Source organism: Halomonas sp. NYA30, assembly GCF_976980765.1.
The window spans coordinates 452,130-478,474 of sequence record NZ_OZ334477.1; the positions used below are offsets into that span (position 1 = coordinate 452,130).

Annotated in this window: 16 protein-coding genes and 2 pseudogenes; 14 read left to right on the top strand and 4 right to left on the bottom strand. The window is 48.8% G+C overall.

Annotated elements, in window-relative coordinates:
* Positions 1–21: 21 nt before the first annotated feature.
* The 14 genes and pseudogenes from ACWI0H_RS02170 (at position 22) to ACWI0H_RS02235 (ending at position 21,148) form a co-directional block, all read left to right on the top strand.
* Positions 22–1,623 carry a type I restriction-modification system subunit M gene (locus ACWI0H_RS02170; RefSeq protein ID WP_485874674.1) on the top strand — a complete coding sequence of 534 codons (1,602 nt, stop codon included), beginning with the start codon at positions 22–24 and terminating at the stop codon, positions 1,621–1,623.
* Positions 1,623–2,813, top strand: coding sequence for a restriction endonuclease subunit S (locus tag ACWI0H_RS02175; RefSeq protein WP_485874675.1), 1,191 nt, complete (start codon positions 1,623–1,625; stop codon positions 2,811–2,813). The genes ACWI0H_RS02170 and ACWI0H_RS02175 overlap by 1 nt, the downstream gene beginning before the upstream one ends.
* A 9-nt stretch (positions 2,814–2,822) precedes the next feature.
* The gene (locus ACWI0H_RS02180; protein WP_485874676.1) at positions 2,823–5,036 is read left to right on the top strand and encodes an AAA family ATPase; all 2,214 of its coding nucleotides are present in this window, start codon (positions 2,823–2,825) and stop codon (positions 5,034–5,036) included.
* Entirely contained in the window at positions 5,037–6,107 is a 1,071-nt protein-coding gene (locus ACWI0H_RS02185) for a hypothetical protein (protein WP_485874677.1), read from the top strand.
* A 144-nt stretch (positions 6,108–6,251) separates the two neighbouring features.
* Positions 6,252–6,494: pseudogene (locus tag ACWI0H_RS02190) on the top strand (transposase); the annotation flags it as partial.
* Positions 6,495–6,741: 247 nt separating this feature from the next.
* Positions 6,742–8,115 carry an IS110 family RNA-guided transposase gene (locus tag ACWI0H_RS02195; protein ID WP_485874678.1) on the top strand — a complete coding sequence of 458 codons (1,374 nt, stop codon included), beginning with the start codon at positions 6,742–6,744 and terminating at the stop codon, positions 8,113–8,115.
* Positions 8,116–9,025: pseudogene (locus tag ACWI0H_RS02200) on the top strand (IS3 family transposase); the annotation flags it as partial.
* A gap of 178 nt (positions 9,026–9,203) precedes the next feature.
* Positions 9,204–9,875, top strand: a complete 672-nt coding sequence (locus ACWI0H_RS02205; RefSeq protein ID WP_485874679.1) for a vWA domain-containing protein — start codon at positions 9,204–9,206, stop codon at positions 9,873–9,875.
* Entirely contained in the window at positions 9,875–10,567 is a 693-nt protein-coding gene (locus tag ACWI0H_RS02210) for a PP2C family serine/threonine-protein phosphatase (RefSeq protein WP_485874680.1), read from the top strand. Before ACWI0H_RS02205 ends, ACWI0H_RS02210 begins: the two co-directional genes overlap by 1 nt.
* Positions 10,568–10,571: 4 nt before the next feature.
* The gene (locus tag ACWI0H_RS02215; RefSeq protein WP_485874681.1) at positions 10,572–11,972 is read left to right on the top strand and encodes a protein kinase domain-containing protein; all 1,401 of its coding nucleotides are present in this window, start codon (positions 10,572–10,574) and stop codon (positions 11,970–11,972) included.
* Between the two features lie 6 nt (positions 11,973–11,978).
* Positions 11,979–15,374, top strand: coding sequence for a DEAD/DEAH box helicase (locus ACWI0H_RS02220; RefSeq protein ID WP_485874682.1), 3,396 nt, complete (start codon positions 11,979–11,981; stop codon positions 15,372–15,374).
* A complete protein-coding gene (locus tag ACWI0H_RS02225; RefSeq protein WP_485874683.1) occupies positions 15,358–16,848 on the top strand; it encodes a hypothetical protein in 1,491 nt (496 codons plus the stop codon). The genes ACWI0H_RS02220 and ACWI0H_RS02225 overlap by 17 nt, the downstream gene beginning before the upstream one ends.
* Positions 16,848–19,307, top strand: coding sequence for an AAA family ATPase (locus ACWI0H_RS02230; RefSeq protein WP_485874684.1), 2,460 nt, complete (start codon positions 16,848–16,850; stop codon positions 19,305–19,307). Before ACWI0H_RS02225 ends, ACWI0H_RS02230 begins: the two co-directional genes overlap by 1 nt.
* The gene (locus ACWI0H_RS02235; RefSeq protein WP_485874685.1) at positions 19,307–21,148 is read left to right on the top strand and encodes a hypothetical protein; all 1,842 of its coding nucleotides are present in this window, start codon (positions 19,307–19,309) and stop codon (positions 21,146–21,148) included. The genes ACWI0H_RS02230 and ACWI0H_RS02235 overlap by 1 nt, the downstream gene beginning before the upstream one ends.
* Before the next feature lie 142 nt (positions 21,149–21,290).
* Here the strand turns inward: ACWI0H_RS02235 and ACWI0H_RS02240 are convergent, their stop codons facing one another.
* From ACWI0H_RS02240 to ACWI0H_RS02255, 4 genes are all read right to left on the bottom strand, one after another.
* Entirely contained in the window at positions 21,291–22,454 is a 1,164-nt protein-coding gene (locus tag ACWI0H_RS02240) for a hypothetical protein (protein ID WP_485874686.1), read from the bottom strand.
* The gene (locus ACWI0H_RS02245) at positions 22,451–23,176 is read right to left on the bottom strand and encodes an OmpA/MotB family protein (protein WP_485874687.1); all 726 of its coding nucleotides are present in this window, start codon (positions 23,174–23,176) and stop codon (positions 22,451–22,453) included. Before ACWI0H_RS02245 ends, ACWI0H_RS02240 begins: the two co-directional genes overlap by 4 nt.
* Positions 23,176–24,927, bottom strand: a complete 1,752-nt coding sequence (locus ACWI0H_RS02250; protein ID WP_485874688.1) for a hypothetical protein — start codon at positions 24,925–24,927, stop codon at positions 23,176–23,178. The genes ACWI0H_RS02245 and ACWI0H_RS02250 overlap by 1 nt, the downstream gene beginning before the upstream one ends.
* Before the next feature lie 136 nt (positions 24,928–25,063).
* Positions 25,064–26,137 (bottom strand): toxin-antitoxin system YwqK family antitoxin, encoded by a 1,074-nt coding sequence (locus tag ACWI0H_RS02255; RefSeq protein WP_485874689.1) that lies wholly within the window; start codon positions 26,135–26,137, stop codon positions 25,064–25,066.
* Positions 26,138–26,345 lie beyond the last annotated feature (208 nt).

Consider the following 26,345-nt stretch of genomic DNA (forward strand, 5'->3'; position numbering starts at 1 on the left):
CATCAACGAGAAACAGATTCAATGCTTACAGGCCAACTTCGTAACGATATCGACAAGCTCTGGGAAAAATTCTGGACAGGGGGCATCACCAACCCGCTGACCGTTATAGAGCAGATCAGCTACCTCATGTTCGCCCGCATGCTGGATATGCAGGAAGAGATGGCAGAGCGCAAGGCAGCACGGACTGGTAAATCTTTTGACCGATTATTCCCCGAAACGCCGGAAGGCCAGCTCCTGCGCTGGAAAAACTTCCACCATATGAGTGGTAAAGAGCTACATAAGCATCTTAAAAACCATGTTTATCCGTACTTCGCAAGCCTCGGCCAACATTCTGAAGAGGAAGGTCTGGGCTCAAAAGGCAGCGCTGCGCAGGCCTTGGGTCACATTGGCGAATACATGCAGGATGCAGACCTGGAGATCAAGAACGAGTCCGTACTCGTCTCCGCTGTGGAAATGGTCAACAACCTGCCGCTCACCCAAAGCGATGTAAAAGGGGATATCTACGAATATCTGCTCAGCAAGCTTACTACCGCAGGGATTAATGGCCAGTTCCGAACACCCCGCCATATCATCGACGCCATGATTGAGCTGATTGATCCACAGCCTACCGATGTCATCTGTGACCCCTCTTGTGGTACTGCTGGTTTCCTGGCCAGGACGATGGAGTACTTGAATAAAAAGTATTCCAGTGACGCAGGCACCTTTACTGACGAAGAAGGTAACCTGCACTACACAGGCGACAAGCTTGAACCCTACCGGGAACACATTAACAAGCAGATGTTCTGGGGCTTCGACTTTGATACCACTATGCTCCGGGTAAGCAGCATGAACATGATGCTCCACGGCGTAAATGGCGCCAATATTCTCTACCAGGATAGCCTCAACAAATCGATCAAAGAGCACTATCCAAAGCAAGAAGAAGACTTCTTTGATGTCATCCTCGCCAACCCGCCGTTCAAGGGCAGCCTGGATGAGACCAACACCAACCCGAATGTACTAAGTCTGGTAAAAACCAAGAAGACCGAACTGCTGTTTGTTGCCCACATTCTGCGTTCACTCAAGTTGGGTGGCCGTGCGGCTGTGATTGTGCCAGATGGGGTATTGTTCGGTTCTTCCAAAGCACACCAACAGTTGCGACAGGAGCTTATCGAGAACAACCAGCTGGAAGGTGTCGTCAGCCTGCCCAGTGGTGTGTTTAAACCCTATGCTGGAGTTAGCACTGCAATCCTGATCTTTACCAAAGGTGGTGCCACTGAGCGGGTCTGGTTCTATGACCTGCACGCTGATGGACTCAGCTTGGATGACAAACGCACGCCACTAAAAGGTGAGGGCAGCAACGACCTACCGGATGCCATCGCCCAGTGGAAGCAATACCGCCAACTGGTGGAAGCTAACGCCAGTGCGGAAGACTTTGAACAAGTCTTTGGCGACAAAATCCAAAAGGCTTTTGTGGTAAACGCCTCCGACATTGTTAGCAACAAATACGACCTCTCGATCAACCGTTACAAGGAAGTGGTGTATGAGGAGGAGAAATACGAAGATCCGAAGGCGATTCTGAAGCGGCTTAAAGGGTTGGAGCAGGAGATTCTGGCTGATCTAAATAAGCTGGAGGGTATGCTGTGATGAATAACAGGGTTAAGTTGGGTGAACTTTGTCATTTGGTTACCAAAGGCACTACACCTACGTCGTTAGGCTATGACTTCTCCTCTAAGGGGATACCGTTTCTGCGCATTCAGAATTTGGGCAATAATACAGTCACGCTAAATGATGTTCTGTATATTGATAATAAAACACATAAAGCTTTAAAGCGTTCAAATATCAAGCCAGGTGACTTGTTGATAACTATTGCAGGAACAATTGGTAGAGTGGCAATCGTTCCTGAAAATTTTCCTGAATGTAACTGCAATCAAGCAGTAGCGATACTTCGATTTGATCATCAAAAGCTTCTTCCTAATTATTTATTATATTGGCTTTTGACAAATGATGCATTTAGACAAATTTCTGGAAAAAAAGTAACGGCAACTATTTCGAATTTGAGTTTAGGGCAGATTAAGGAGCTTGAAATCCCTCTCCTGCCTTTAGCCGAGCAAGAACGCATCGCCGCCATTCTCAATAAAGCTGAAGCCATCTGCCGCAAACGTAAGCAATCCATTCAATTTTTCGATGAACTCCTTCGGGCTGTGTTTTTGGAAATGTTCGGTGATCCAGTGACTAATCCGATGGGGTGGGATGAGTCAGTTCTGCAAGATGTCGCCCATGTCCGCTCCGGTGTGACAAAGGGTAAGAAGATAGACCCATCAAAGGCAGTGACCTTGCCGTATATGCGAGTAGCTAATGTTCAGGATGGTTACCTTTTGCTGGGTGATATTCAGGAAATAACTGTATCACCCTCGGATGCGGAGAAGTGTAAGTTAATGGCCGGTGATATTCTTCTTACCGAGGGTGGTGACCCAGATAAACTGGGGCGCGGTCACGTTTGGAATAATGAAATTAAAAATTGCATTCATCAAAACCACATTTTTTCGGTGAGAATCAAAGACCAGAGATTGATTCGTCCCGAGTTTTTAAGTGCCCAGATTGCATCTCAAAGAGGAAAGCGTTATTTCCTCAGAGTTGGAAAGCAAACGACCGGAATAGCCACCATAAATAAAACGGCACTAATTGGGTTTGAGCCCTTAGTTCCGCCTATTGAATTGCAAGATAGATACATTGAAATATCAAAAGCTGTTAGTTATTTAAAAGAAAAAGCACACGTAGGAAATGCTGACTTATTTTCCTCATTAAGCCAGAAAGCCTTTAACGGCGCACGCTAAGGAGGGGATATGATCGGCGAAATCAAAATAAACCCACCGGTAGCGACTTATTCGCATCCGGCAACGCTCGGCGACCTTCGGCGCATCAATTTTATCTTTGGGGCCAATGGCACCGGAAAAACCACTATCAGCCGTGTAATTGTACAATCAGACGGACACAGCCATTGCCAGCTTATATGGCAGGGCGGCGCCCCCCTGAATGTGATGGTGTACAACCGCGATTTCGTTGACAGAAACTTCAATCAGGATAGTCCGCTACAAGGCGTCTTTACCCTTGGCGAAAACCAGGTGGAGGCTGAGCGTGAAATTGCGCGCTTGCAGCCAGAAGTCGAGAAAGTTGATGCCCAAATAGCCAGCCTAAAAAATCAACTTGATGGTGACGGTGATCAGCCTGGTAAACGAAAAGAGGTTGCCGATCTCGAGCCTGAGTTCCGTGAAAAGTGCTTTGCGCAGAAGACACTTCATGATGACTATTTTGAAGAAGCGTATAGAGGTGTTCGCAACAATAAAGAAAAATTCAAAGAGAAGGTTTTGAGTGAAAGGTACTCGAACAATGCAGAACTGCTTTCATTGGACGAGTTGAAAGAAAAGGCCAGAACAGTTTTTTCAAAGGGGCTTGAAAAAGTATCGCCTCTTGTAGATCTGTCAGCCGACAATCTTATACGACTGGAGTCCCATCGGCTACTGCAAAAGGTCATTATAGGTAATCAGGACGTCGATATTGCTTTTTTAATTGATCGCCTTGGGAATAGCGATTGGGTGAAACAAGGTCTTAAGTACCATGAGCAAGACCCTGAAACCTGCCCGTTTTGCCAACAGTTAACGGATGATCAATTTGCCAATAGCCTGAACTCGTTTTTCAGCGACGCTTATGATGATGACATTCAAGCATTAAAGGCTCTTCAAAGTAATTACCAAAGAGCGGGCGAACAGTTACTGGCTACCATTCAGCGCAATGTTGAGCTAGACAACCCTTTCTTGGATTTGGAATTGTTCAATGCTGAAGCCCAGACTCTATCTGAACGGCTCAAGGGAAATCGGGCTCTGTTGGACAACAAGCTGGCCGAACCAAGCCGAAAAGTCTTACTTGAGCCTGTCGAGCCGTTGCTAGTGCGATTGCAAAAGATAGCGTGTGTTGCAAATGACGCGACGACTAGCCATAGCCAAACGGTGGCGAATATAGCGGCTGAGAAACAGACGTTGACTTCCCAAGTCTGGCGCTATGTTCTAAATGAGTTATCTGACGACTTGTCGCAATATCAGGAAAAAAAGGATCTGTTGAACCAGACAATTCAAGGGATGGATGGCAGCCTACTAGACAAACGGCAGAGGCATAGAGAACTGGAGGAGCAGATTGCAGAGCTGGAAAAACAAACTACGTCAATTCAGCCAACGATCACGGCGATCAATGAGTTATTGCAGAGGTTTGGTTTTCACTCGTTTCATCTTGGCGAGGCTGGTGGTGGCAGCCACTATCGAATTGTCCGCGATAATGGTGACGATGCCAGCCACTCGCTGAGTGAGGGTGAAAGGACCTTCATAACCTTCTTGTATTTCTATTACCTCATCAAAGGTGCTCAGTCCCCCTCAGGGATAACGACCAATCGGGTCGTGGTATTCGATGATCCTATATCCTCACTTGACAGCGATATCCTGTATATCGTCAGTAGCCTTATTAAGGGAGTTATGGGTGAAGTCAGGAGTCAGGCTGGCCAGATCAAACAGGTCTTTTTGCTCACGCACAACGTCTATTTTCACAAAGAGATTACTTTTCATACAAATAGGACGGCCGGTCACGTGTTTAATGATGAGAGTTTCTGGCTGGTAAAGAAGCTTGAGCATGGGTCGGTTGTTGAACGTTGTGAAACGAATCCAATTCGTTCTGCCTATGAGTTGCTGTGGGAAGACGTAAGATCCGCCAATCTATCAAGCATAACCCTTCAGAATACACTGCGCAGGATACTGGAGAATTATTTCACCATGTGGGGTGGGATGGGGAAAGACAAAATCTGTGCGCTTTTTGAGGGGCGAGACAAATTGATTTGTCAGTCCCTATTTTCTTGGGTCAATGATGGCTCCCACTCGATTCATGATGACCTTTATATCAATCATGGCGATCAAGCCAACAAATTTTATCTGCGCGTATTTCGGGATATTTTTGACAAAGCTGACCAGCTGGGTCACTACGAGATGATGGTAGGCGAACAGGCCGAGGAAGCGTAGATGGCAGTCCAACACGGCATCTGGAAGATCGGGGAAAAACCTCAAACGCTTCCAACGGTGAAGCTTGAGAGTGAGTCTCTACTTGAAGAGCAAATCACCAAGGACATCTCAATCCTTAGCGACCATTGGTTGTTAATCGGCCGCCAAGTGTATACCGACTTCGGAAAGTACATTGACCTGATGGCTATTGATGCCACTGGCTCCATCATTATTATCGAACTGAAGAAGCATAAAACGCCTCGGGATGTAGTTGCGCAAACGATTGATTACGCAGCCTGGGTCGAGAATCTGACTTCTGAAAAGTTCGTTCAGATATATACAGACTTTGCTGCGAAACATAGCCTGCCAGAAAAAACCTTCGACCAAGCGTTCAAATCAAAATTTGGCATGGCGCCTGTGGAAGAAGAAGTTAATAGTTCCCACCAGATGGTGATCGTTGCTGCAGAGCTTGATGCCAGCACCGAGCGGATTATCAATTACCTCAACGATAAAGCCAGTGTGGCGGTCAACGCCGTTTTCTTTTCTGTGTTTCGGGATGGCGAGAATCTTTATCTCAGTCGCTCCTGGATGATTGACCCGGTGGAAACCGAAGAACGTGCTGCTAACACTGGGCAACGAGGTGAGTGGAACGGCGAGTTCTATGCCAGCTTTGGAACCTCCCCAAGTGGGCGAAGTTGGCAGGATGCCATGGAGTGCGGATTTATCTCGGCAGGCGGTGGGCGTTGGTACAGTAAAACGCTGTTCATGCTGAAGCCGGGCGATCGTGTCTGGGTGAATATTCCAGGCACGGGTTACGTAGGTGTGGCAGAGGTAACTGGCTATCCGGTAATAGCCGACGAGTTCCTCACGGCTGATATGTTGACTGAGGGTCAGTACAACACCGCTGCAGAACATGGGGAAGATGAAGCCGAGTATTTTGTAGCGGTGAACTGGCTTCACAAAGTGCCAGCTTCAAAAGCAGTTAATGAGGTAGGGCTATTCGGTAACCAGAATTCAGTAGCTAGGCCACGGGCGCCGAAATGGGAGCACACAGTCGCTCGGCTGAAGGAGCTTTGGCACATCTTAGAATAACCATTTAGACAAAGAATATGCTGGTTATCCGCGAGTAAACTTTGTGGGTACGTTGACGACAGTTAAAGAATATGAGGGTGTATGAATCGCCCCAGGTTTCGTAGACACCTCCAAGCCTTATACTAAAGGTACCTAGGAGGATCCATGAGCCGTCCCCGTTACACTGAAGAATTCAAAATCGAAGCCGTTAAACAGGTGGTAGAGCGTGGCCATCGAGTTGCCGAGGTCGCTGAGCGTTTGGGCGTGTCAGGCCACAGCTTGTACCACTGGATCAAGCGCTACGATAAGCCGGTAGAACAACGGCAAGAAGACGATGATCTCCAAGCTGAAAACCGTCGTTTAAAGGCTGAATTAAAACGCGTGTCAGAAGAGCGAGATATATTAAAAAACCGTTATGGGTTGGCACCCGCTTGTAGGTACAGAAACCCGGCGGCGCCCTATACTCAGCTTGGGTGCCAGGGGCGCAGCCGTTGGCTTTTTGGTGGTCGACCCCGTTAAAAAACGTGGCTCGGGTGGCGTTCTGGACTTGAAAGTGGTGACACCGTTTGAGGTGATCCCGGTTAGGAAGGTAGATGTCATCAACGCCACCTCCTCTGGCCCTTCCGTCATTTACGGTTGCTGAGGAGATGTTGTCATGGCTCGTCAATCCTCCCGTTCCACGCGTCAACGGGACAAGCTACAAGTCGTCCACCCTAATGCCGCAGCGATAGATATTGGTTCACGTTTTCATGTTGTAGCGATTCCCCCTGATCGAGATCCGCAACCGGTACGACGTTTTGATACCTTTACGGGCGATTTGCGTCGCCTAGCTGATTGGTTAGCGGAAAAGAACATCGTGACCATCGCAATGGAATCGACAGGGGTGTACTGGATCCCCGTTTACGAACTCTTGGAAGAACGCGGTTTTGACGTGACTCTGGTCAATGCCCGTGAGGCCAAGAATGTCCCAGGGCGCAAGACGGATATCAACGATGCTCAGTGGCTGCAACGCTTGCATTCCTATGGCCTGCTGCGTGGCAGCTTTCGTCCGACTCAAGAGCTTGCCAGTCTACGAGCGTTACTACGCCAGCGGGAACGGTTACTGGAATATTGTGCCTCTCATATTCAGCATATGCAGAAAGCATTGATGGAGATGAACTTGCAACTTCATCACGTTGTGTCTGATATCACCGGTAAAACAGGGATGCGGATTCTGCGCGCTATTGCCCAGGGGCAGCATGACTCCGTTGTGCTAGCCTCCTTTCGTGATCCGCGCTGTAAAGCCAGCGAGGAAACAATTCGTCAAAGCTTGGAGGGCCACTACCGCGAGGAACATCTACTCGCACTGCGTCAGTCTCTCTCCTTGTACGACACCTACCATGAGCATGTCGCCGAATGCGATCAGTTTATTGAAGCGACTCTCAAACGGCTTTCACTTGCAACGCCAATGCCGGAAAGCTCGCTGCCTGCCGCTCGGCATCGGGATGCCAACCCTAATGCACCAGCATTCGATGTACGCAGTGCTCTATTTCAGGTGCTGGGCATTGACCTAACCCAGATTCATGGTCTTGGACCCTACTTGGTACTCAAGCTAATTAGCGAGTGTGGCACCGATATGAGTCGCTGGCCCACGGTCAAGCACTTTACCTCTTGGCTAGCGTTGTCACCGGGAAGCAAGATTTCTGGTGGCAAAGTGCTATCGTCAAGAACCCGACGAACCAAGAATCGAGCAGCTGCCTTGCTGCGTCTGGCGGCTACCACGATTGGGCGCTCTCAAACAGGCCTTGGTGCTTTTTACCGCCGATTGGCGAGTCGCCTAGGCAAGGCCAAAGCTGTCACTGCGACAGCAAGGAAAATTGCCGTTTTATTCTACAACGTCCTGCGCTACGGCTGGGTTTATCAAGACCCTGGTGCTGACTACTATGAGGAACGCTACCATCAACGTATTGTTCGCAACTTACAACGCCGTGCGCAATCATTAGGCTTTGAATTGTCCCCAATATCAGACCCCGGTCAACGGGTTTCTTAGGAAGGCCACCGCGTACTTCGCCAGAGAGTCCGACTGAGGTACGCGTTTATTCAAAAGCATGCGAGTCAATATCCGGTACGGCGCTTGTGCCGCATGATGGCCGTGCATCCTAGTGGCTACTATGCATGGTGTAAAAAAGCACTGTCTAATCGAGACCGGGATGATCAGCGTCTATTGGGATTGATCAAGCATGCGTGGCTTGAAAGTGGCGGTGTATATGGCTATCGCAAGGTCTATCAGGATTTGCGTGAGGCTGGCGAAGCCTGCGGTAAGCACCGAGTGGCCCGCCTGATGCGTAGGGAAGGTTTACGCTCTCAGACGGGCTATCGACGACGCCCTGGCTGCTATGGCGGCGGAAAACCGGCTGTTGTATCACCCAACCATTTAGACCGTCAGTTTGAAGTAACAGCGCCCAATGTTGCTTGGGTGACAGATATTACGTACATCCGAACGTACGAAGGCTGGCTTTACTTAGCGGTGGTGATCGACCTGTTTTCCCGTCAAGTGGTTGGCTGGTCGATGAAGTCTCGTATGACGACGGAGTTAGTGCTGGATGCTTTGTTATCGGCAGTCTGGCGACGCAAGCCACAAGAAACTGTGATGGTGCATTCAGATAGGAAGCCAATTCAGCAGCGGAGATTGGCAAAGCTTTCTGAAAGCCAATCACTTGGTGGGCAGCATGAGTCGGCGTGGTAACTGTCATGATAACGCCGTTGCTGAGAGCTTTTTTCAACTCCTCAAGCGAGAGCGGATCAAGCGACAGATTTATTCGACACGGGAAGCGGCTAGACGCGACGTGTTCAATTATATCGAAATGTTTTACAACCCAAAGCGCCGACACGGCACAAGTGATAACTTGTCACCGGTTGAGTATGAAAGGCGTTACTTTAAGAGCCTAACGGGTGTCTAGAATATCCGGGGCGATTCAGTAATAAAAATTATTTTCGCGTAAATAATTTTATCTTTAGCCTCATGTCATTTATGTTTATTTTTCTCAAAATATTGAAATATAAAGATTTTAATTTTCTGGCATGTTTATCGCTATATAAGGTTAGAAGCAGTTATTAATTATTCAAGGAGAGTAACAGATGTCAGAGCTCAAAAAATTCCAGGTACAAACCGCTCGTCCCCTTCCAGTAATCGTGTTGGCGGATACCAGCGGCAGTATGTCGGTTGATGGAAAAATTGAGGCATTGAATCGAGGCCTGAAAGATATGGTCGCGAGCTTTGCTACTGAAAGTCGTCTAAGAGCAGAGATAGAAATATCTGTCATAGCATTCGGTGGTGATAGCGCTGAGATGATTCTACCGCTCACCCCTGCTCATCAAATAGGTGGCATTACCCAGCTTGAAGCCACTGGTATGACGCCTCTCGGTGGTGCGCTTACGATTGCGAATGCATTGATCGAAAATAAAGAAAGCATACCCTCGCGAGCGTATAAGCCGGTTGTAGTTCTCGTCTCTGATGGCTATCCGAATGATGATTGGGCAGGGCCCTTCGGACGCTTTGTTAATGGTGAACGAACGGCCAAGGCAACCCGGTTTGCCATGGCGATTGGGTCAGATGCCGATGAAACCATGTTGAGTGATTTTGCCAATGACCCTGAAGCGCCGCTGTTCCGTGCTGAGAACGCCCGTGACATTCATCGTTTTTTCCGAGCGGTCACTATGAGCGTCAATGCCCGAAGCCAGTCTGCCAAGCCCAATCAGGCAACGCCATTGCAGATTCCCGCTGACAGTGATGAGGACTGGGAATTTTGATGAGGCTGTTAGCTGCCGGTGCTTCGGTAAGGGGGCCAGCCCATGAACAGGACGACACTCCGAATCAAGACGCCATCACTGTACGAAGTTCAGGTAAAGGCTGCTTTGCATCTATCGCTGATGGACTAGGTAGCCGACGTTACAGCCATATTGGTTCACGAAGGGCAGTCGAGCTTGCACATCAGGTCGTTATTGGTGGGAGTTCGGTTGCAAGTGCCGATGTACCCGCTCTTTTGGGTCGAGCTTGGCGGACTGCATTCGCTGATCAATATGATCAATACGAGACCACCTGCCTCTGGGCATGGATTGATGGCGATGGGGAGGGGGGCGTTGGGCAGGTTGGGGATGGGCTGGTGTTAATCCGAAGCCAGGGCAGGTTTCGAATTTTAACAGAACAGAACTACGGATTTGGAAATCAGACAATAACTTTAGCTCAGGCGGAGTCCATGGGTGCCAGTAGTTCAGATATTTTGCTGACATCTCCCGGAGATGGAGTGCTGCTAATGACAGACGGTATTTCGGATGACTTGATCCCGGAGCAGTTGGAGCCTTTTTTTGACGCGATTTATCGGCGTCAACAACGCTGTAGCAAGCGGCGATTGAAACGCTGGCTTGAGGCTGAGTTACAGCAGTGGTCCACGCCACGTCACGGCGATGACAAAACCATCGCAAGCATTTTCAGAATGGATTAAGCATATGAGTACGGCAGCCAAACAAAAAGCGTCTCGCGTTGTTCAGGATACTAAGGGAGCTAGTTATCAGCTGGTTCAGAAAATGAGCCAGGGCGGGCAGGGCGTTGTCTATCGCACCAACCATCCTCAGGTTCTGGTGAAAGGCTTCACCAATAAAGATGAACGGGTAATTGAACAATGGCGCAGGCACATCGAGTGGTTGGTTCGACAAGATCTTGGCGTGCTCAAACTTTCCAAGCCGCTCGTCTTACTGGCACCGCCTCGGAATGGCTACGTTATGGAGCTTATGGATGGTTTGGTGCCGTTGCAGAGTCTACTGGACAGCTTCATTGAGGCTGGAGAAGAAGCTTCTGAGGATTATCTCAAGCAGGGAGGGCTTCGCAGACGCGTGCGTATTCTTTGCCAGCTGGCGAGAACACTAAATCAAATCCATTCCAGAGGCATGCTTTACGGTGACCTATCTCCTTCCAATATTTTTGTTTCTGACGATCCCGAGCACGCCGAAACCTGGCTGATCGACTGTGACAATATCAGTTTGGAATCGCACAGCGGTCTGACGCTGCACACAGTCGATTACGGCGCTCCCGAGGTGGTTCGGGGTGAGTCATTGCTATCTAGTCTCACGGATTGCTGGAGTTTTGCAGTTATTGCCTATCAGTTGTTGACGCACAACCACCCGTTCAAGGGCGACATGATTAGTGATGGCGAACCCGAAGATGAAGAAGCTGCGATGCGCGGTGAGCATCCCTGGATAAACGATTCCGAGGATTTCGACAACGAGTGTTTAGCTAACCTTCCCATACAGCTTGTCGACCATAGCCGATTGCCAAATTTGTTCCGTCGTTGCTTTGAAAGTGGCCTTAACAATTCGGTGGAACGCCCCTCTATGGCGGAGTGGCTAGAAGCCTTGAGTGAGTGCGATGAGCGAATGATTCGTTGCCAGGGCTGTGGCGGCCATAACCTGTTGCCTGTCGAATTCTGTGTGGAAGCTGCCGCAGAGTGTTTCTTTTGCCCATCGGCAATTGATAAAGACTTGGTGTTGTTCGAGGAATTCATTGTTCCTGAAAATGAAGAGGACATGGCTCCAGCTATGGAAGATTGGCTAGCTACCGGTCGAACGGTTGTTCTGCAGTTTGGCGATAAACGCGAGCTCAAACGGCTGATGCCAACGTTCAGTTATGACCGCTGGCCTGAAGACCATTTGAACGTTGAATACACGAAGCATGGGCTTGGGATTCACCCACTATCTGAAGGAGTATTAAACCTACAACGGCAAGGTAAAACCAAGCTGTTAGACCGCTATCAGGGACTTAAAGAAGAGCTACGTGGTAAACACGATGCCCCCTACCGAATCCATGTCGGCGAGATGGATGAACAACATATTGTTTGGCAGTTCAGGTGGTGATGGTCCATGAATTTTAAAGATTTTCCTCTGTTTTCAGAAGATCTGCTCACGTTAACTAGCAAAGAAGACATGAGCCGTTTTCGACCTGGACACAAAATTCAGTTTCAGCCATACAGCGATAACTGGATGGCGGTTCAGGGAGATGCACGTGTAATTGTTAACTGCAGCCCAGTTGACCGGATTCTATTTGAACGACTTGCTCAGCGATATCAAGTGCATTGGTTGTTAACGACAACGCGTAAAGGGCAATTGCTAGTTCAGTATTGCGCTCCAGTAGAAGTCTCACCAATGGAGCTGGAACTTGGCCTTGATGAGTTAATCGTTGAAGACCTGTATGGCAAGCGGGAGATTGGTGGCAACAATATTGAGCTCGCACGTCGTTGGTTTGAATCCCAGTTTGTGGTGGATGCGGAAGGCGAGCACTGGCTTACCATTGCGAAGTTTTCGAATCGAACTGCTAAAGGTCGTTTTCAGCTGTTGGGAAAAGGTTGGCGAGCAGATGTTGAGCGCAGAGATGACGGTGCCTTGCTGGTCAAGAAAGTTACTCGACACATCAAGAAAGACAGTGCGTTCTCCTTACTGGTTGGAGGCTTCAATTTTGTTGATGTATCTGTAGCAGCTGTGTTGAAAAGTGGCTCACAGAGAGCAATTCTGGATGCGGCCTTGCGCGATAACGAAAGTTACCTGGAGTTGTGGAATTTATACAACGACAAAGAGTGGCAGAACGCTCTGAAACAGGCGGAGACATTGCGATCCCTAAGATTTGTAGACTGGGAGGCCTTTGAAGATGGGCGCGAGAATGCCTGGCGTTTGATCCCTCGCACACCTGATGATTATCAAGAGTTTCGTGATCGTTGGTCTGGCCTTGATCTGCCATCGAACACCCAAGTGGATATCGGGCTTAACCCACCGGATTGGACAGAAGAGTTAACCACCGATGAAATCCAGGGCGCGAATGCAAATACGCCGCGAGGGACGATTGTGTTCAAACCTGACCATGTGGTTTTCAGGCCGGCCTCCAATCGAAAGGCCGTTCGGCCCCGGGAAAAGGAGGGGTGGCTGTATCTATCTTTGGCTGGTTACCGAACAGCAGGTAAGCGTCGACTAGCTGCCAAGCAATCAATTGATTCAGGGAAGCGCCTCCCACAGTTGAAGTGGCTTCTCGAAGGTGTCGCTGTGCCGGCCGCTCGCCGCAGAACAATTGAGGGGCTCACACCCTACGCCAAAGAGACATTTAAGGGTGGAAAGCCGACAGAGAGGCAGATCCAGGCTTTGCGTGCTGCATTGAACACTCCTGATTTGGCAATCGTTATTGGCCCTCCTGGTACTGGAAAAACCCAGGTGATTGCTGCCTTGCAAAGGCGTCTGGCAGAGGAATCCCAGGATCAGAATCTCTCAGGACAGGTTTTGATAAGCAGTTTTCAGCATGATGCTGTTGATAACGCTTTGGACCGAAGTGATGTCTTAGGGCTGCCCGCCACCAGGGTTGGGGGGAAGCGTGGTTCCGGTGAAGACGAAGCTTTGATTGACCCTTGGTTGGAGAGGCAAACGAGCTATCTCCAGGAGAAAGTTGCAGCGGAGTACGAAAAGTACCCTGAGCTTAAAAAGCTCAAAGAAATATCCGAGGCCCTGGCCTTCATCCGCGTGGCTGGATATGAGCCTTATCGCCTTGCTGAGGAGCTTGAGAAAATTCTGACTGGGGTGAAGGCACTTGAGGTCCACGGACTCATCATTCCCCCCAGCATAGCAGCGCAACTGGAAGACTATATAAATGAATTATGCGGCAGTCATCACAGTACACAGAACAAGGTAGAGCTGCCCCACTCTGTGCTACGTAAAATCAGGGCTCTGAGGGAGACTGAAACGTCGTTTCTGGACGATGGTCCAGACCGAGCCTGGGATTTGTTGAGCTGGCTGAAACGAAATGCTCCACGAGCTGACGGTGAACTTCTCTCATTTCTGGAGCAGATTGCTGACGCAGAGCAGGCGGATAAGTCAGTCTTGAAGCAATTGGTTGGTTGGAAGAATCAACTATTGGACCTTTACTTGCCGGACTACCGCCCGCCAGAGCTGAGATTCCGAATCAATGATAAAGGACTTGAGTTGCTGAATGATTTAGAGAGGCTTATTGAGAGTAAGGTCCAGAAGCGTAAGCAAGGTGTTGCCTGGGTGCTTGAGCAGCTCTCGGATAGTCTCAGCTTTGACCGACAGGCGGCTCAATCCGTTGTTGATGAGTATTCTATGGTGGTGGGTGCCACCTGTCAGCAGTCTGCTGGCCAGCAAATGGCTAATCTGAAAGCAGTGGCTGGGTTTGATAGTTCTGAAATCGAGTTTGAAACGGTGGTAGTAGATGAGGCAGCGCGTGCTAACCCCTTGGACTTGTTTGTCCCGATGGCGATGGCTAAGCGGCGAATTGTTTTGGTGGGCGATGATCGTCAGTTACCACATATGCTCGAGCCTAACATAGAGGGGCAGTTGCAGGAGGAGCATGACCTTACGGAACAACAGCTCGCAGCATTTCGATCAAGTTTGTTTGAGCGACTGAGAGTCAAACTTCAGGATCTTGAACAGCAGGACACTATACCGCGAGTTGTGATGCTTGATACCCAGTTTCGTATGCATCCTGTTCTGGGGGATTTCGTGAGCAAACATTTTTACGAGGCGGCAGGGCTTGGAAAGTTGCAGTCTGGCCGTAGTGCGGAAGATTTTGCTTTTTCGGAAACGTTCCTGAATGGCATGAAAGAGCTGCGCCAGCATTATCAGGGTCACGTATGCCAGTGGATTAACGTTCCACTGGCTGAGGGCAAAGCTGTCAAGAAAGGAACCAGTCGCGTTAGGGAAGTAGAGGCTGAGCATGTCGTGGAAGAAGTTCGGCGGGTAATGGAGGTCGGAGGAGAATCTGTTTCTGTTGGTGTTATTACGTTCTATGCCGCTCAGCGGGATTTCATCATGGAAAAAATGGCGCAAACGAAAATTGACGGAAAACCTCTTATGGTTAAGCAAGAGAGCGGGTACGAACCTCACGATGACTTCAAGTGGACGAAGAAACAGAACGCAGATGGCTCTTACAGTCAGGAAGAGCGGCTGAGGGTGGGATCAGTGGATGCCTTTCAGGGGAAAGAGTTTGATGTGGTGCTATTGTCCTGCGTTAGAACCTACCAACCAACGCAGCCTGCAAAGATTCCGTGGGATGATGACGCTGCCAGGGAAGAGCAACTGAACCGTCAGTTTGGATTTTTACGGTTACCAAATCGAATGAACGTGGCAATGAGTCGTCAGCGACAAATGTTGGTTTGCGTTGGTGATGCCAACCTCGCTACTAATCCTGTTGCCAAAGAAGCTGTTCCCGCGCTGGCCGCCTTCTACGAGCTTTGCGGAGGTGATCATGGCAGCCTTCGTTGAAACGGGGACCTACCTAAAATTCAGTGACCGACCCAGGTCAAAATCAAGGCCGGTTCTTTGGCCGGTCTTGGTTCATCGTGTTCTTTATCCTGAGCCAAGACAGCCCGAGTTGAACTTGTTTCAGCGAGCGGTTCTGGGGTTAGTCAGGGCCAAGCGCGTCAAACAGGATGATATTGCTGTTTTGACCGGCTTACACCCTGAACTGATCGCTCTGATCGTTGCACAAGGGGTCAGTAATGGTTGGCTAACCTCTGACGCAAATGGCCTGACTGAAAAAGGACATAGGTTGCTGGATGATGAAGAGGACGAGTCGACGAGTCTCAAGGCTGGTTTCCTCATTCAGGATGCGATAACCGGCTATTTCTGGCCACGAATGGTGACCAAGCTTGAACAGATTGAGCCTGTGGATCCGCAAGCCAAGTTTCCGGAGTTTTCTGTCAATAGGCGGACAGGTCATACCTTCCGGCCTTATCTAGCTAGAGCCAAGAAGCAAAGTCTTCCTGACTTGGACAACGAGTTGCTGGCCCGAGCCTACCGTGACTATCGGAAAGATTATCGAGCAAGTCAGCAACTAGGGGGAGTGCATTCATCATCTGAGTTTTTTCGTTTGCAAGGCGTACAGCGTCTGGATGCTTCTCCTGAGGCTGCCAGGATCGTTGTTTGGGTGACGGGTGATGACGAAGGAGATGAACTCTGGTCGGTCAAGGATCCACTCGGGCTTAGGGCGGGCGCATGGTGGCTTGAGGAGCCTGTCAAACAGTTGCTGGGCTCTGACACAAAACTTCGGAATTTCTTAGCACCGCTGATTGGTATTCCTGATGCAGGGGTGCTGACAAATGATGAGTGGCTGAGAGAGCTTCAAAAGAGAACCGAGCTGGATATTTTGATTGAGTTCCCTTGGATAGAGGCTCAGCCTGATATCAGGCGGTATTTCGCAAGGTTATTGAAGTGGCGACGCAAAATTGAATCGGGTTCGACTTGGGATTCTGACTTGGAGGCCGCCCTGGGGGACTGTCAGAAGCTCCTAGAGGTTGTTATGCAGTGGATGATCAAAACGTATCCGGCAAATGGTGGGCAGATACCTCCAGCTAAAAAACTGGATTGGAAGTTGAATGAGCGGCTGCTTGGTGCACTTGGTATTCCATCTTTTACTGAAGATGTCGTTCGAACACTGGCGCGGCAGGATTTGCGCCAGGTTATACGTGCATGCCAGAACCCTTCAAGCTCTCTCAAAGCACTGCTTTTCGCGGCGGGAATGGGGGCACTCACTGACGATCAGCACCCGCTAAAAGTTTTGCAGGATGAGAACTTACAAATATTGCAGTTGTTAGATCTGGCAGACCTTCGCAACCAAAGTAGCCACGGCCAAAGTAGCTTTAAAAAAGGCAAGGTCGAAAAGATCACTCAGGATGTCGTGTTAGAACACATTGAGTATGCACTGAGCTTCACGGAATGTTTTAAGGACTGGATGTAATGGCTAAAAAGAACGGAAACAAGCGTAATCCCTCACAGGTGGCACCGGGAGCTCCGGCCGCAATTTCTCGTCAGGCCGCGTCACTGGAAAAGCTTGGGCCGATCTGGTCAGCTTCGTTTGAGAATGCATCAAAAATTTATCAAGCCACTGGTTCAAACATTGATATTGACGTTGATAAAGAGTCGGTCGATAAGGTCCTTGATTCGCTTCGGAAGATTGAAGAGTCAGACACTGTCGCGCGATGGATTGAGCGATTCGCAGAGGTGTGCAAAGAGCTCAGCAAGTACCAGGACAAGCTCAATGAGGAATATCTCCAACGCTGGGATCAGGCCAGTAAGCTCGGTGAAGAAAATGATGCTGAAAACAAACGACTGCAAGACGAAGCTGAACGCATCGAAGCGGACAGGGCTGCCCTGGAGCAACGAATCAATGATGTAGACAATGTGGCGCTTGAGCTAGCCAACAAGAAAAATGAGTTGCTGATCATGGAACGGTCCCTCAAGCAGAGAGAGGCGAATGCTGAGGCAGGGTTTGCAGAGGAGAATGAGAAAGCACTGAGGCAATTGGAAGGGCAACAGCGGCAACTGACTATCCAGAGAGAATCTGATCTTGAGGATTTGCAGAATCGGAAGAAAGCTTTAGCGGAAGAAATCAGGCAGGCCGAGCGGCAGCTAAACGGAATCAAGCATAGCTGCTCTGAAGCAGAGGCCGAACGGATTAAGTTACTTGATGAGAAAGAGGGCGAACTCCGACAAGAGAAGGCAAGGCTCAGTCGCGATAGAACCAGGCTAGATCGGGGGTGGTCAGAACTAAAAACAGAGCAAGCCGAGCTAGAAGAGCGCGTAACTGAGGAAGTGGAAGCCGAGCGCAGCGGATTTGCTCTTGAGTTGGCGAAGGTATCTGGACAAAGGGAGAAAGCGTGGGAAAAAGTTCAGGAACTACAAGAACGGCTGTATGAGCTTCAGGAGTTGGGTGCCGCACTGGGCAATCGTTCTCCAGTAGAACTACTTGAAAATTTAGAGAAATTTTCGGCTGAAAATCGCGATCTAAAAAGACAGTTGGAAGTTTCAGACACAGCTGAGTTGCAGCGAGTCAATCAATATTTACGAGACAAAGCCTCAGACCTGGAGCGAGACATTGCCGCTCTGCGCCCGGAACTTGACGAGGCGCGCAGGGAGTTGAGTGTGAAGCGCGTAGCTGCAACGGAGCTTGAGGCTATCGCTCGTGAGAAACGGGTTCTCGAGTCTCACAAAAACACGCTGACTGTCCACATTGATGATCTCGAAACTCGCATTGATCAGTTGACGAATGCACAGAAGGCCAAGACGTCGTTCCCAGCAATGTCGAATATGGATACTGACAAAGATTTCCAGGCGAGCATTGAACTGGAACATGTACCTGATTTGAAGGTCTTTGCGGAAGAGCTTCAGCACCGCATTGCGCAAGCTGAGAAAAATGTGGAGTTGTTTTATCCCATTGAGGATATCCGGCTTCTTCTCGGTGGATTGGCAATGAGTCAATTGCATGTCTTCCAAGGCATCAGTGGTACGGGTAAAACTAGCCTTGCGAAGGCTTTTGCTAAGGCAATGGGAGGGTTTTGTCAAGACATAGCTGTGCAAGCGGGCTGGAGAGATCGAGATGATTTGCTGGGCCATTTCAATGCATTTGAGCGTCGTTTCTACGAGAAAGACTGCTTGCAGGCCCTGTACAAAGCACAGACACCTCACTGGCAAGATACCTGTAATGTCATCCTTCTTGATGAGATGAACCTCTCTCGACCAGAACAATATTTTGCAGAGTTTCTATCCGCTCTTGAAAAGAATAACCCTGACGAGCGATTGATCAGTCTTTCAGAAACAGCGTTACCCGGGGCACCAAGGATGCTGAGAGATGGACGTCAGATTCTTGTTCCGAACAATGTTTGGTTTATCGGTACGGCTAACCACGACGAGACGACCAATGAGCTAGCAGATAAGACTTATGATCGGTCTCATGTGATGACGCTACCGAAGCAAGACCACAGTTTTCAAATAAAGGATTATCAGCCAGCGAGCTATTCATTCAGATCTTTACAAAATGCTTTTGATAACGCTTGTAGGGAGCATGCCACTTCTGTCAAAAATTTGCTCGGTCAGCTGACCGGTAATGAATTTACGAGACAGCTTGAGAATGACTTTGGCTTGGGTTGGGGTAACCGCTTTGAGAAGCAGGCGCTTCGGTTTGTCCCAGTGATGATGGCATCAGGCGCCACTAGAGGAGAGGCCTTGGATCACCTGCTCGCAAGCAGAATAATGCGGCAGGGTAAGGTGACTGGTCGTTTTGATGTTAACGCAGACTCTGTCCACAAACTCATGGCTTCTTTGGAAGCGTTCTGGAATCACTCGAACCTGGAAAGCATTCCGGTGGTCTCACTTGAGCTCCTGGAGAAAGACATCAAGCGCAAGGAAGGTGGTTTTTAATGTGGGTGGATCGACTGACAGGACAACGTATCGGGCATTTGCCCGAAGTTATTGAATCTGGCCGTTATCTAGCCGAAACAGTGGCCGGTTATCAACCCACTGTGAACCTGGGAGCGAGCGATCTCTTAGTCGACGACGGGAGCGAAATCGCTCTGGTTGATGGCCAGCGAAAATCCACCCGGCTGCCGGCCAAGGCTCTAGCCCAGAAGGTGGAGTTATTCGAGCGCATCCTGGAAACGATTGATTCAAGCATCGAGAATGAGATTGAGCTGGTATCTCCGTTGATGCCTGAAGGTGTGGTTGATGATGATAGCCATTTGAACTCATTTGACTCGAAACTGCTCACGATCATTAAGGCAGGGCACCTTCATCAAATATCGATGAGACCAAGACTGGATCTGCACTATGAAGAAGAGGTCACCGATGTTGCGAGGGCGAAGAAATTAGCCAGGGGAGCCTTGGTTCATCTGGCCTCCCATTCTGAATGCTGGCAGCGTCAGACCTTGTCTGGAGTGATACCCAAAAGAGTGAAGGCCCGATTCAGCGATGACGATTTTAATATTTACGAGAATCGTGTGTACGCAAGGTTACTCGACAAGATAGATCAGTATTTGAGTAAGCGAGTCGACACGCTCAGGCAAATTCAGTTGGCTGTCAGTGAGGCGTTAAAGTTTTACGGAACTAATGATCTGCATCATCGCCTGGCAGAGGAAATATGTAGGCTTTGGGGAAAAGCCTTTACGCAGGATTCAACCAGCAAAGCGTCCGAACAGCTCACGAAGACGCTTGATCAGCTTGAGAATGCACTCGGAATAATTCGGGGTCTTAAGCAGAGAGGCCTCTACCTACTGGTGGGTCGCTCCGCACAGATTGGAGATGGACTCCACCTTACAAACATTCTGCTTCATGATCAGCACTATCGCCATTTGCCTATCCTTTGGAACGAATTGAGAAATATCGTCGGTGGCAAACGGATAACACCTGATGAACGAAGATTGCGAAATGAGGAGCTGAATCGAGCTTACTCAAAGTATGCAGGGCTTGTACTTCGCCATGCTTTGTCTCCTTACCTTGGAGTAAAGCTTTCATCAACTTGGGCAGGCATGAATCTTGAGCTTAGGCAGGTAGGACTCAACTGGCAGCTTCTTGTATTGTCAGCTGATACTCTCAGAAAAAAGCGAGTTTTGCTTGAGGTTATTCCTTGGATGGGGTTTGTCGACCGTCCAGATGGCTTCTATCCCTTGCAAAACGATAATCAGAATCATCAACCATTACGGGTGTTAGCCTGGCCCAACCTGCGTGAAGATAGTTTGTATTCTAACCAATCCGCTGCTGAGGGTGTCTGGATACAACTTTCGCCATTTGATTTATACGGTGTAGAGAGATACGGATATATAGTGGATCAGCTTTTACAGCGAGAGCTGGTGTCAGAATACGGATGTGCGCTTATCAAGATTCCTGCTAGGACAATGGAGTTGGCTGGGCAGGTTTCAGGGTTGGAGGTGAGTGCAGAGCAAAATGAAATAAAAGTACTTGAAGCCCTTTCATCTGAGAATTTAGAAAAGATAGAGCGTTCTTTAATTAGTGAAAATGCTTTCGAGCAAGCCAAACTGCTTAAAAAGAGGCATGAAGAAATAATAAAATTACAGACATGTCCAGTATGCTCAGAATTCGTTAAGCTGAAGAACCAACAGCCTGTTGGATTTTCCTTAGATTGCGCTACCTGTAAGACAAAAAGATATTTACGTATTAATGGTGAAAGGCAAGAATACGAGCAAAGCCTTGGAGGGTATTTCGAGTTTAAGCGGGCTGGGAGGCTTAGCTTTTTATTTCGAATTTGAATAGTTTTAAATGTTTCTCTGGCCAGTAAGCCCGTGTTTAACATTTTGACGCCTCGAAGCATGAGAAAAATTATACAGACGCTGTGGGCTGAGATGGTCGGGGGACACAAGGCTATATCGCTTATACTAACAGAAGGGCTGCTCACTCAGGCGGATAGATCTGGTTTTTTAACTTTTCCGGGCTATCTAGACACTGGGATACGCTGAATACCCGCCAGCCTTGTTCACGCGCCAGTTTGGAATTTTCGGGGCAAATCGCGACCCCTATATGTCTTGCAGGCCATGCCAGTTCAAGCTTGGCGACAATAGCGTCATGTTCATTCTGAATGTTCAGACCTACCTCCGGCAATGGCACTTTGAACGTCTTGAGATGGTGAAGTAGGCCATTGAGGCCGGGATCGGCCAAGGCGAAAACTTCTTGCCAGTTGGCTGTATCCGCGCACTTTTGCTCGCGGCGGAGATGGGCGATGGTGTGGCGGTCATGAAGGGTAACCACCATGTGATCATGTCCCGGCTGCTTGCTGTGGCAATCAGCACACAGCGCTCTAAGGTTATTGTCGGCGTTATCATGACGAACTTTGTTGACGTGGTGAGTATGCAACAGGTGGCGGTGGTGATTGAGTGATACGGCACAGCTTTCACATGTGTAGTGTTTTGAAGCCCTGTAAACTCGCGAGACCTCTGGCCAGTCTGGGGTATAGCCCTTTTTTTCATGAGTTCGTGGTTCTTGGGCTGGATGTTCGGTGAAGAAAGACTCGTAGTGCTGAAAGAATTCTCGAAAGGAAAAGTTGGAAAACACTTCTTTATTGCCGGGTTTACTATACCCCTTGTAGTTGAGCTTGCTAAGACAAAGCATGCAGACATGAAGGGGCACTTTTACTTCATACGACGGCTTTTGGCGAGAGTAGATACGAAACTCACCGTCTTGGTCCTGAGTGGCAATATAGCGGTCAAATTGACCCCTCTGTTTCATCTCTTCCAGTTTACGGCAGAAGGCAATATGTACACGGTTTCCATGCTTAGGATCAACCCGTGCTTCTTCGAAGCGGTTCTGAGGGTGACCTGGCATGTACAATAGAATCTGCTGACCCTTGTATTCAAGCAGATTGCCCGGTTTTGTGACCTCGTTGAACTCTTCCCACGTAATCTCTCTACCTCCCTCGTCTATTACAGCAGGGGAGCCGAGAGTAGATTTCCCAGAATTGGGGGGTGGTAATGAACTTTCAAGATTCAAATCGATAGGTAGCGGTGGCCCCAAACGGTTGACTGCAACACGCAAGGCGCTTAAGTCAATTTCAAACTTCATGAATCCGTCTCGGAGAGAATTTCGCGAATTAGGCTTTCAGCATTGGTTAGGATGCGAAAACTGACCCGGCGCGAGCGTTCATGGTCTTCTTGATCGGCGTCGTTCAACACCAGGTGTGAGGAAGAGAAACCAACGGCAGCAGTGGTCTGCTTTATCCATTGTTTCTGAGACTGGGTTTCCGGCATGCGATAAAGATAGCTTAGAACCGAGCGAGTTCGATCCTGAGAAAGCTGCATGTTAAGGAAATAGGCCTCGTCCTCTCCCACACTTATGTTCCAGCGACTGGAAGTGTGGCCCTCGATACGAACCTCGTTAATGGATTCCTGATAGGGCGTTAATACCCCGAGATAACGGGGATAAAAGTCGTTAAGAATGCTCTCGAAACGTGAGCGTAGAAGAGCCGAACCACTGGCAAACAGCACCTCAGGTGAGTTGAAGGTCAGTGCCAGAGTATCGGGATTAATTTCAGCCTGCCAAGTTACGAGGTCATCGGCGAACTCATCCATCAGTGCCTGATAAATCGCGACCTGAGTTTCCTGATAGGCTTCCGCTACCTGAGTAACACGGTCACGCTCCTCAAGGGCATGACGCATCAAGGCAATTGAGATCAATAGAAATACCATCATTAGTCCGGCCATCAGGTCGGAGACACTAAGCCAATGGTGCTCTTCTTCGTTACCAGACGAGCTTCCACGACCAAAAATAGTGTTCAGTCGGCTCATTAGTTCGATCCACTATTTGCGGACTGCACTACCTTATGCATCTCGTTGGTGAGCTGCTGGTAGTCCTGGGTAAAGCGTCCGGTAATCTGGGCCAACTGGTTGCCCATCTGCGTAAGGGCGCGGGAGAGCTCTTCCTGCATGCTTTGGTCAAGGGCACTGACCTGGTCGCCTACAGATTGACTGGTATTCTGCACTACTTCTTTGAGCACTCCATTGAGCTGTTGCTGGGCTGCGCTAAGTTCACGCTGGTACTGCTCACTAGCGATTTCCAGCGCCTGACGGTGCTGGTTATGTACATCCTGCAGCAGGTCTCGGGACTGACCATGGGCTTGACGAAGTTGATTTTGGGTCTCCTCGCTGGCTTCGCTCAGGATTCGAGTGAGCTGCTCACTATTACTGGTGAGATGAGTGGTCATGTCCAAGATGCGGGCATTGAGATCCTTATAGGCATCCTCGAGACTCTGTGCGATCAGCTCTGACTGGGTTGATAGCTGATCCGAAGTGCCCTGCAAGGATTCATGTACGCGGTTGTATCGGTCATTAAGCCCGGTGGCGCCTTCGATCATTTCCTGGTTGATGAGCGCACTACCCTGTAGGAGTTCATCCTTCATAGTGGTACTGCCTGTCATCAGTTCTTGAGCAGCACGTTGTGCAGCCTGATTGATCTCGGTGACGGTCTCCTCGACCTGGCGTCGAATCTCAGGTACGGCTTCAACGGCGCGGTCGCGCATGTCCTTGAAGGCGCCCAAATGCGACTCGAGGTCATCCAGTTGCCGCTGGGTGGCGGTGAGCAGGGTTTCGAGCCCACTCATTGTCTCTGGGATCGTCGTAGCCTTATCGCTGATGGCAGCCACGCTGGCCTCTGTCTGAATAATGGCAGTGACGCCTTGGGCATACTGGTCTCGCATCTCGCCAAGCTGTTGGCGGTAGTTCTCCTGCCACTCGACCAGCGATTTTACTGAGGCGTCCAGTGCCTTGAAGTTCTCGCCGAACTGTTCGGTTAATTGGTTATTGAAGTCTTGGATGACTTCCTTGAGGGCATTGATTACCTGTTCAGTAGCAGACTTCGACATCATCTCAGCGAAATCTTGCAACTGTTTTGAGAGCTCGCGTGCGAAGGTGTCGAAGCGCTCGCGCTGGCTCTCGGCGTGATGACCAAGCGCCTCGGCGGCATCGGTTTGGCGACTAGCTTCTTTAGCTAGCGCCTTGTAGTTGTCGTCTTGATGCTGTCGCAGCAAACGAATCTGTCCTGTTAAAGTATCGCTATCATCACCAGCTATCGCCTGATGCAAACTAGTGAGATGATCGTTCTGCTCACGAAGCAACTGATGAATGTGCTCCGGGCCTATCTCGTTCGGGCCGCTGGCTACATCTGCCTTTGGCTGAAGCCAGGGAAGGCCAGTAATGATCTTGTAGACTATTGTCATAGCCATGCCGAAAAGGCTGGTCATGAAAGCGGTCTGTAGGCCGCTGAGCAGCAGGCTGATGCTCCCGTCGATATTTTCTGGGTCGAAGTGTAACAGGCCGATGACGATGCCAATAAAGGTACCCAACATACCCAGAGAAGTGAGCAGGTTGGGTGTGTAGTGTGTCAGACTTCTGAGCTTATCTAGCTTGTAGCAGACCAGAGCGATGATGAAAAAAAACGCGATGAGGCTGTAAAAAACGTTAGTGACCGCCCCGGCATTCGCGGCAGCCAGGTAGTTTTCTAAGCCGCTCGGACCGCGTAAGAGTGCAGTGAAAAAATCCATGCTTTAGTTCCCTTTTGGCCCCATAGGCCATTTCCCGTACTGCATCGTTTTTTATAAAATCTTTAGCGCAAGGCTTTCTATTTCAGGCTGAAATAATTGTCAAGTTCGCCGAGTTGCAGGTTAGGCGTGAAGTTTTTCATGAAGCCTGCCTATGTGTCATGTACTTAACAAGCTCATTGAAAAAGCTCGTGTGGATTTTTACGGTTTCTGTCATATCATTGAACTGGTCTTTTTGTAAGCCCGGCTTTCTTGCCCTATACAGGCTTACCCACACATTTTTTCGCACCCCCGCCTTTATTAAAAAAGAAGCTCTGCTAATTTTGTTATCTTTCATTTTTCCTCTGCAAACAAAGCTTCCATCCCAAAGCCAAATGTCGACATATCCCATTTTGTTTTTAAGTACGAATTCCATGATTTTTATGCCGTTCCTGGCAAAAATGGAATGAGAGAAGGAGCCATTTTTCGGTTGATTAGTTATTTCAGAAAGAAGCGTACCATCATTTCTCCAGTATCTTGATGTGTCGCTTAATACACCGTGCGAGAATGAAATTTCTTTTTCCTTTAAGCCACCCTCATACCAGTATTCAGTTAGGCCATGGTATTTTCCATCATAAAGCTTACTCTTGGATTTCATATTTCCAGAGGGGTATGTGCTGAAGGTTTCTTCGTGTCTTTTTTCCTGGAGGTCAGCTATCAGTATTGTATTATGTTTAAGTTTACCCAGTGCTTTTTGGTGGATAACTTCATGTTGGCCTGTTTTAGTTAATCTTAGTAAGTGCTCAAGGTCTGCTTGTATGTTTTCAAGCTTGTGTATTTCAGTTATTGCCAATTTGAAATTCTGATTTGAAAGTACCTGTTCCTTGGTTTCTACTCTTTGTTTTATTTCAATGATCTTGGAAATTATGATCTCGTTTTCAAGTGATTTATTTTTTCTTACGTATTCTTCTCGTTCAGAGCCTAATGTTTCCTGTATTATTTCATTGTATTTCTCTGCTAGAGCCTGCCTTTTTTCGCTTATTTCTTGTGGGTCAGCAGAGTTGTTGACCAGGTGATTTATGTCGTTATCCATTTTTGACGCTTTAGTTTTTAAGAGGAGTAATTCTGAGCTTTTGTGTACCCCCTCTGCAAGTTCATTTAGGAGCTCAGCGCCATTACTGATGGCTTTGGCTGTCGATGTCGTTATTCTCTTAATATTGCCAAAAAATGACATTTGATTTTCCTTGAAAGTGGCTTTGTGGCGAAGAATAAAAGGAATAATTCATTTAGAGAGCGCACCGTTTTAAACCTAGATTCTGCCGAGCCCTTCATCGCATTTGATGACAATGCTCAAATCCTTTGCATTGTATCGCCTTTTACGTGTTAAGTACCTGATCTAAAGTTTTCGTGTAATATCCATGCCAGGATTTCTGACACGGACA

Bases quoted from the DNA above. Each gene is read 5' to 3' on its own strand.
- ACWI0H_RS02170 (WP_485874674.1), top strand. From the start codon at position 22: ATGCTTACAGGCCAACTTCGTAACGATATCGACAAGCTCTGGGAAAAA.
- ACWI0H_RS02175 (WP_485874675.1), top strand. From the start codon at position 1,623: ATGAATAACAGGGTTAAGTTGGGTGAACTTTGTCATTTGGTTACCAAA.
- ACWI0H_RS02180 (WP_485874676.1), top strand. From the start codon at position 2,823: ATGATCGGCGAAATCAAAATAAACCCACCGGTAGCGACTTATTCGCAT.
- ACWI0H_RS02185 (WP_485874677.1), top strand. From the start codon at position 5,037: ATGGCAGTCCAACACGGCATCTGGAAGATCGGGGAAAAACCTCAAACG.
- ACWI0H_RS02195 (WP_485874678.1), top strand. From the start codon at position 6,742: ATGGCTCGTCAATCCTCCCGTTCCACGCGTCAACGGGACAAGCTACAA.
- ACWI0H_RS02205 (WP_485874679.1), top strand. From the start codon at position 9,204: ATGTCAGAGCTCAAAAAATTCCAGGTACAAACCGCTCGTCCCCTTCCA.
- ACWI0H_RS02210 (WP_485874680.1), top strand. From the start codon at position 9,875: ATGAGGCTGTTAGCTGCCGGTGCTTCGGTAAGGGGGCCAGCCCATGAA.
- ACWI0H_RS02215 (WP_485874681.1), top strand. From the start codon at position 10,572: ATGAGTACGGCAGCCAAACAAAAAGCGTCTCGCGTTGTTCAGGATACT.
- ACWI0H_RS02220 (WP_485874682.1), top strand. From the start codon at position 11,979: ATGAATTTTAAAGATTTTCCTCTGTTTTCAGAAGATCTGCTCACGTTA.
- ACWI0H_RS02225 (WP_485874683.1), top strand. From the start codon at position 15,358: ATGGCAGCCTTCGTTGAAACGGGGACCTACCTAAAATTCAGTGACCGA.
- ACWI0H_RS02230 (WP_485874684.1), top strand. From the start codon at position 16,848: ATGGCTAAAAAGAACGGAAACAAGCGTAATCCCTCACAGGTGGCACCG.
- ACWI0H_RS02235 (WP_485874685.1), top strand. From the start codon at position 19,307: ATGTGGGTGGATCGACTGACAGGACAACGTATCGGGCATTTGCCCGAA.
- ACWI0H_RS02240 (WP_485874686.1), bottom strand. From the start codon at position 22,454: ATGAAGTTTGAAATTGACTTAAGCGCCTTGCGTGTTGCAGTCAACCGT.
- ACWI0H_RS02245 (WP_485874687.1), bottom strand. From the start codon at position 23,176: ATGAGCCGACTGAACACTATTTTTGGTCGTGGAAGCTCGTCTGGTAAC.
- ACWI0H_RS02250 (WP_485874688.1), bottom strand. From the start codon at position 24,927: ATGGATTTTTTCACTGCACTCTTACGCGGTCCGAGCGGCTTAGAAAAC.
- ACWI0H_RS02255 (WP_485874689.1), bottom strand. From the start codon at position 26,137: ATGTCATTTTTTGGCAATATTAAGAGAATAACGACATCGACAGCCAAA.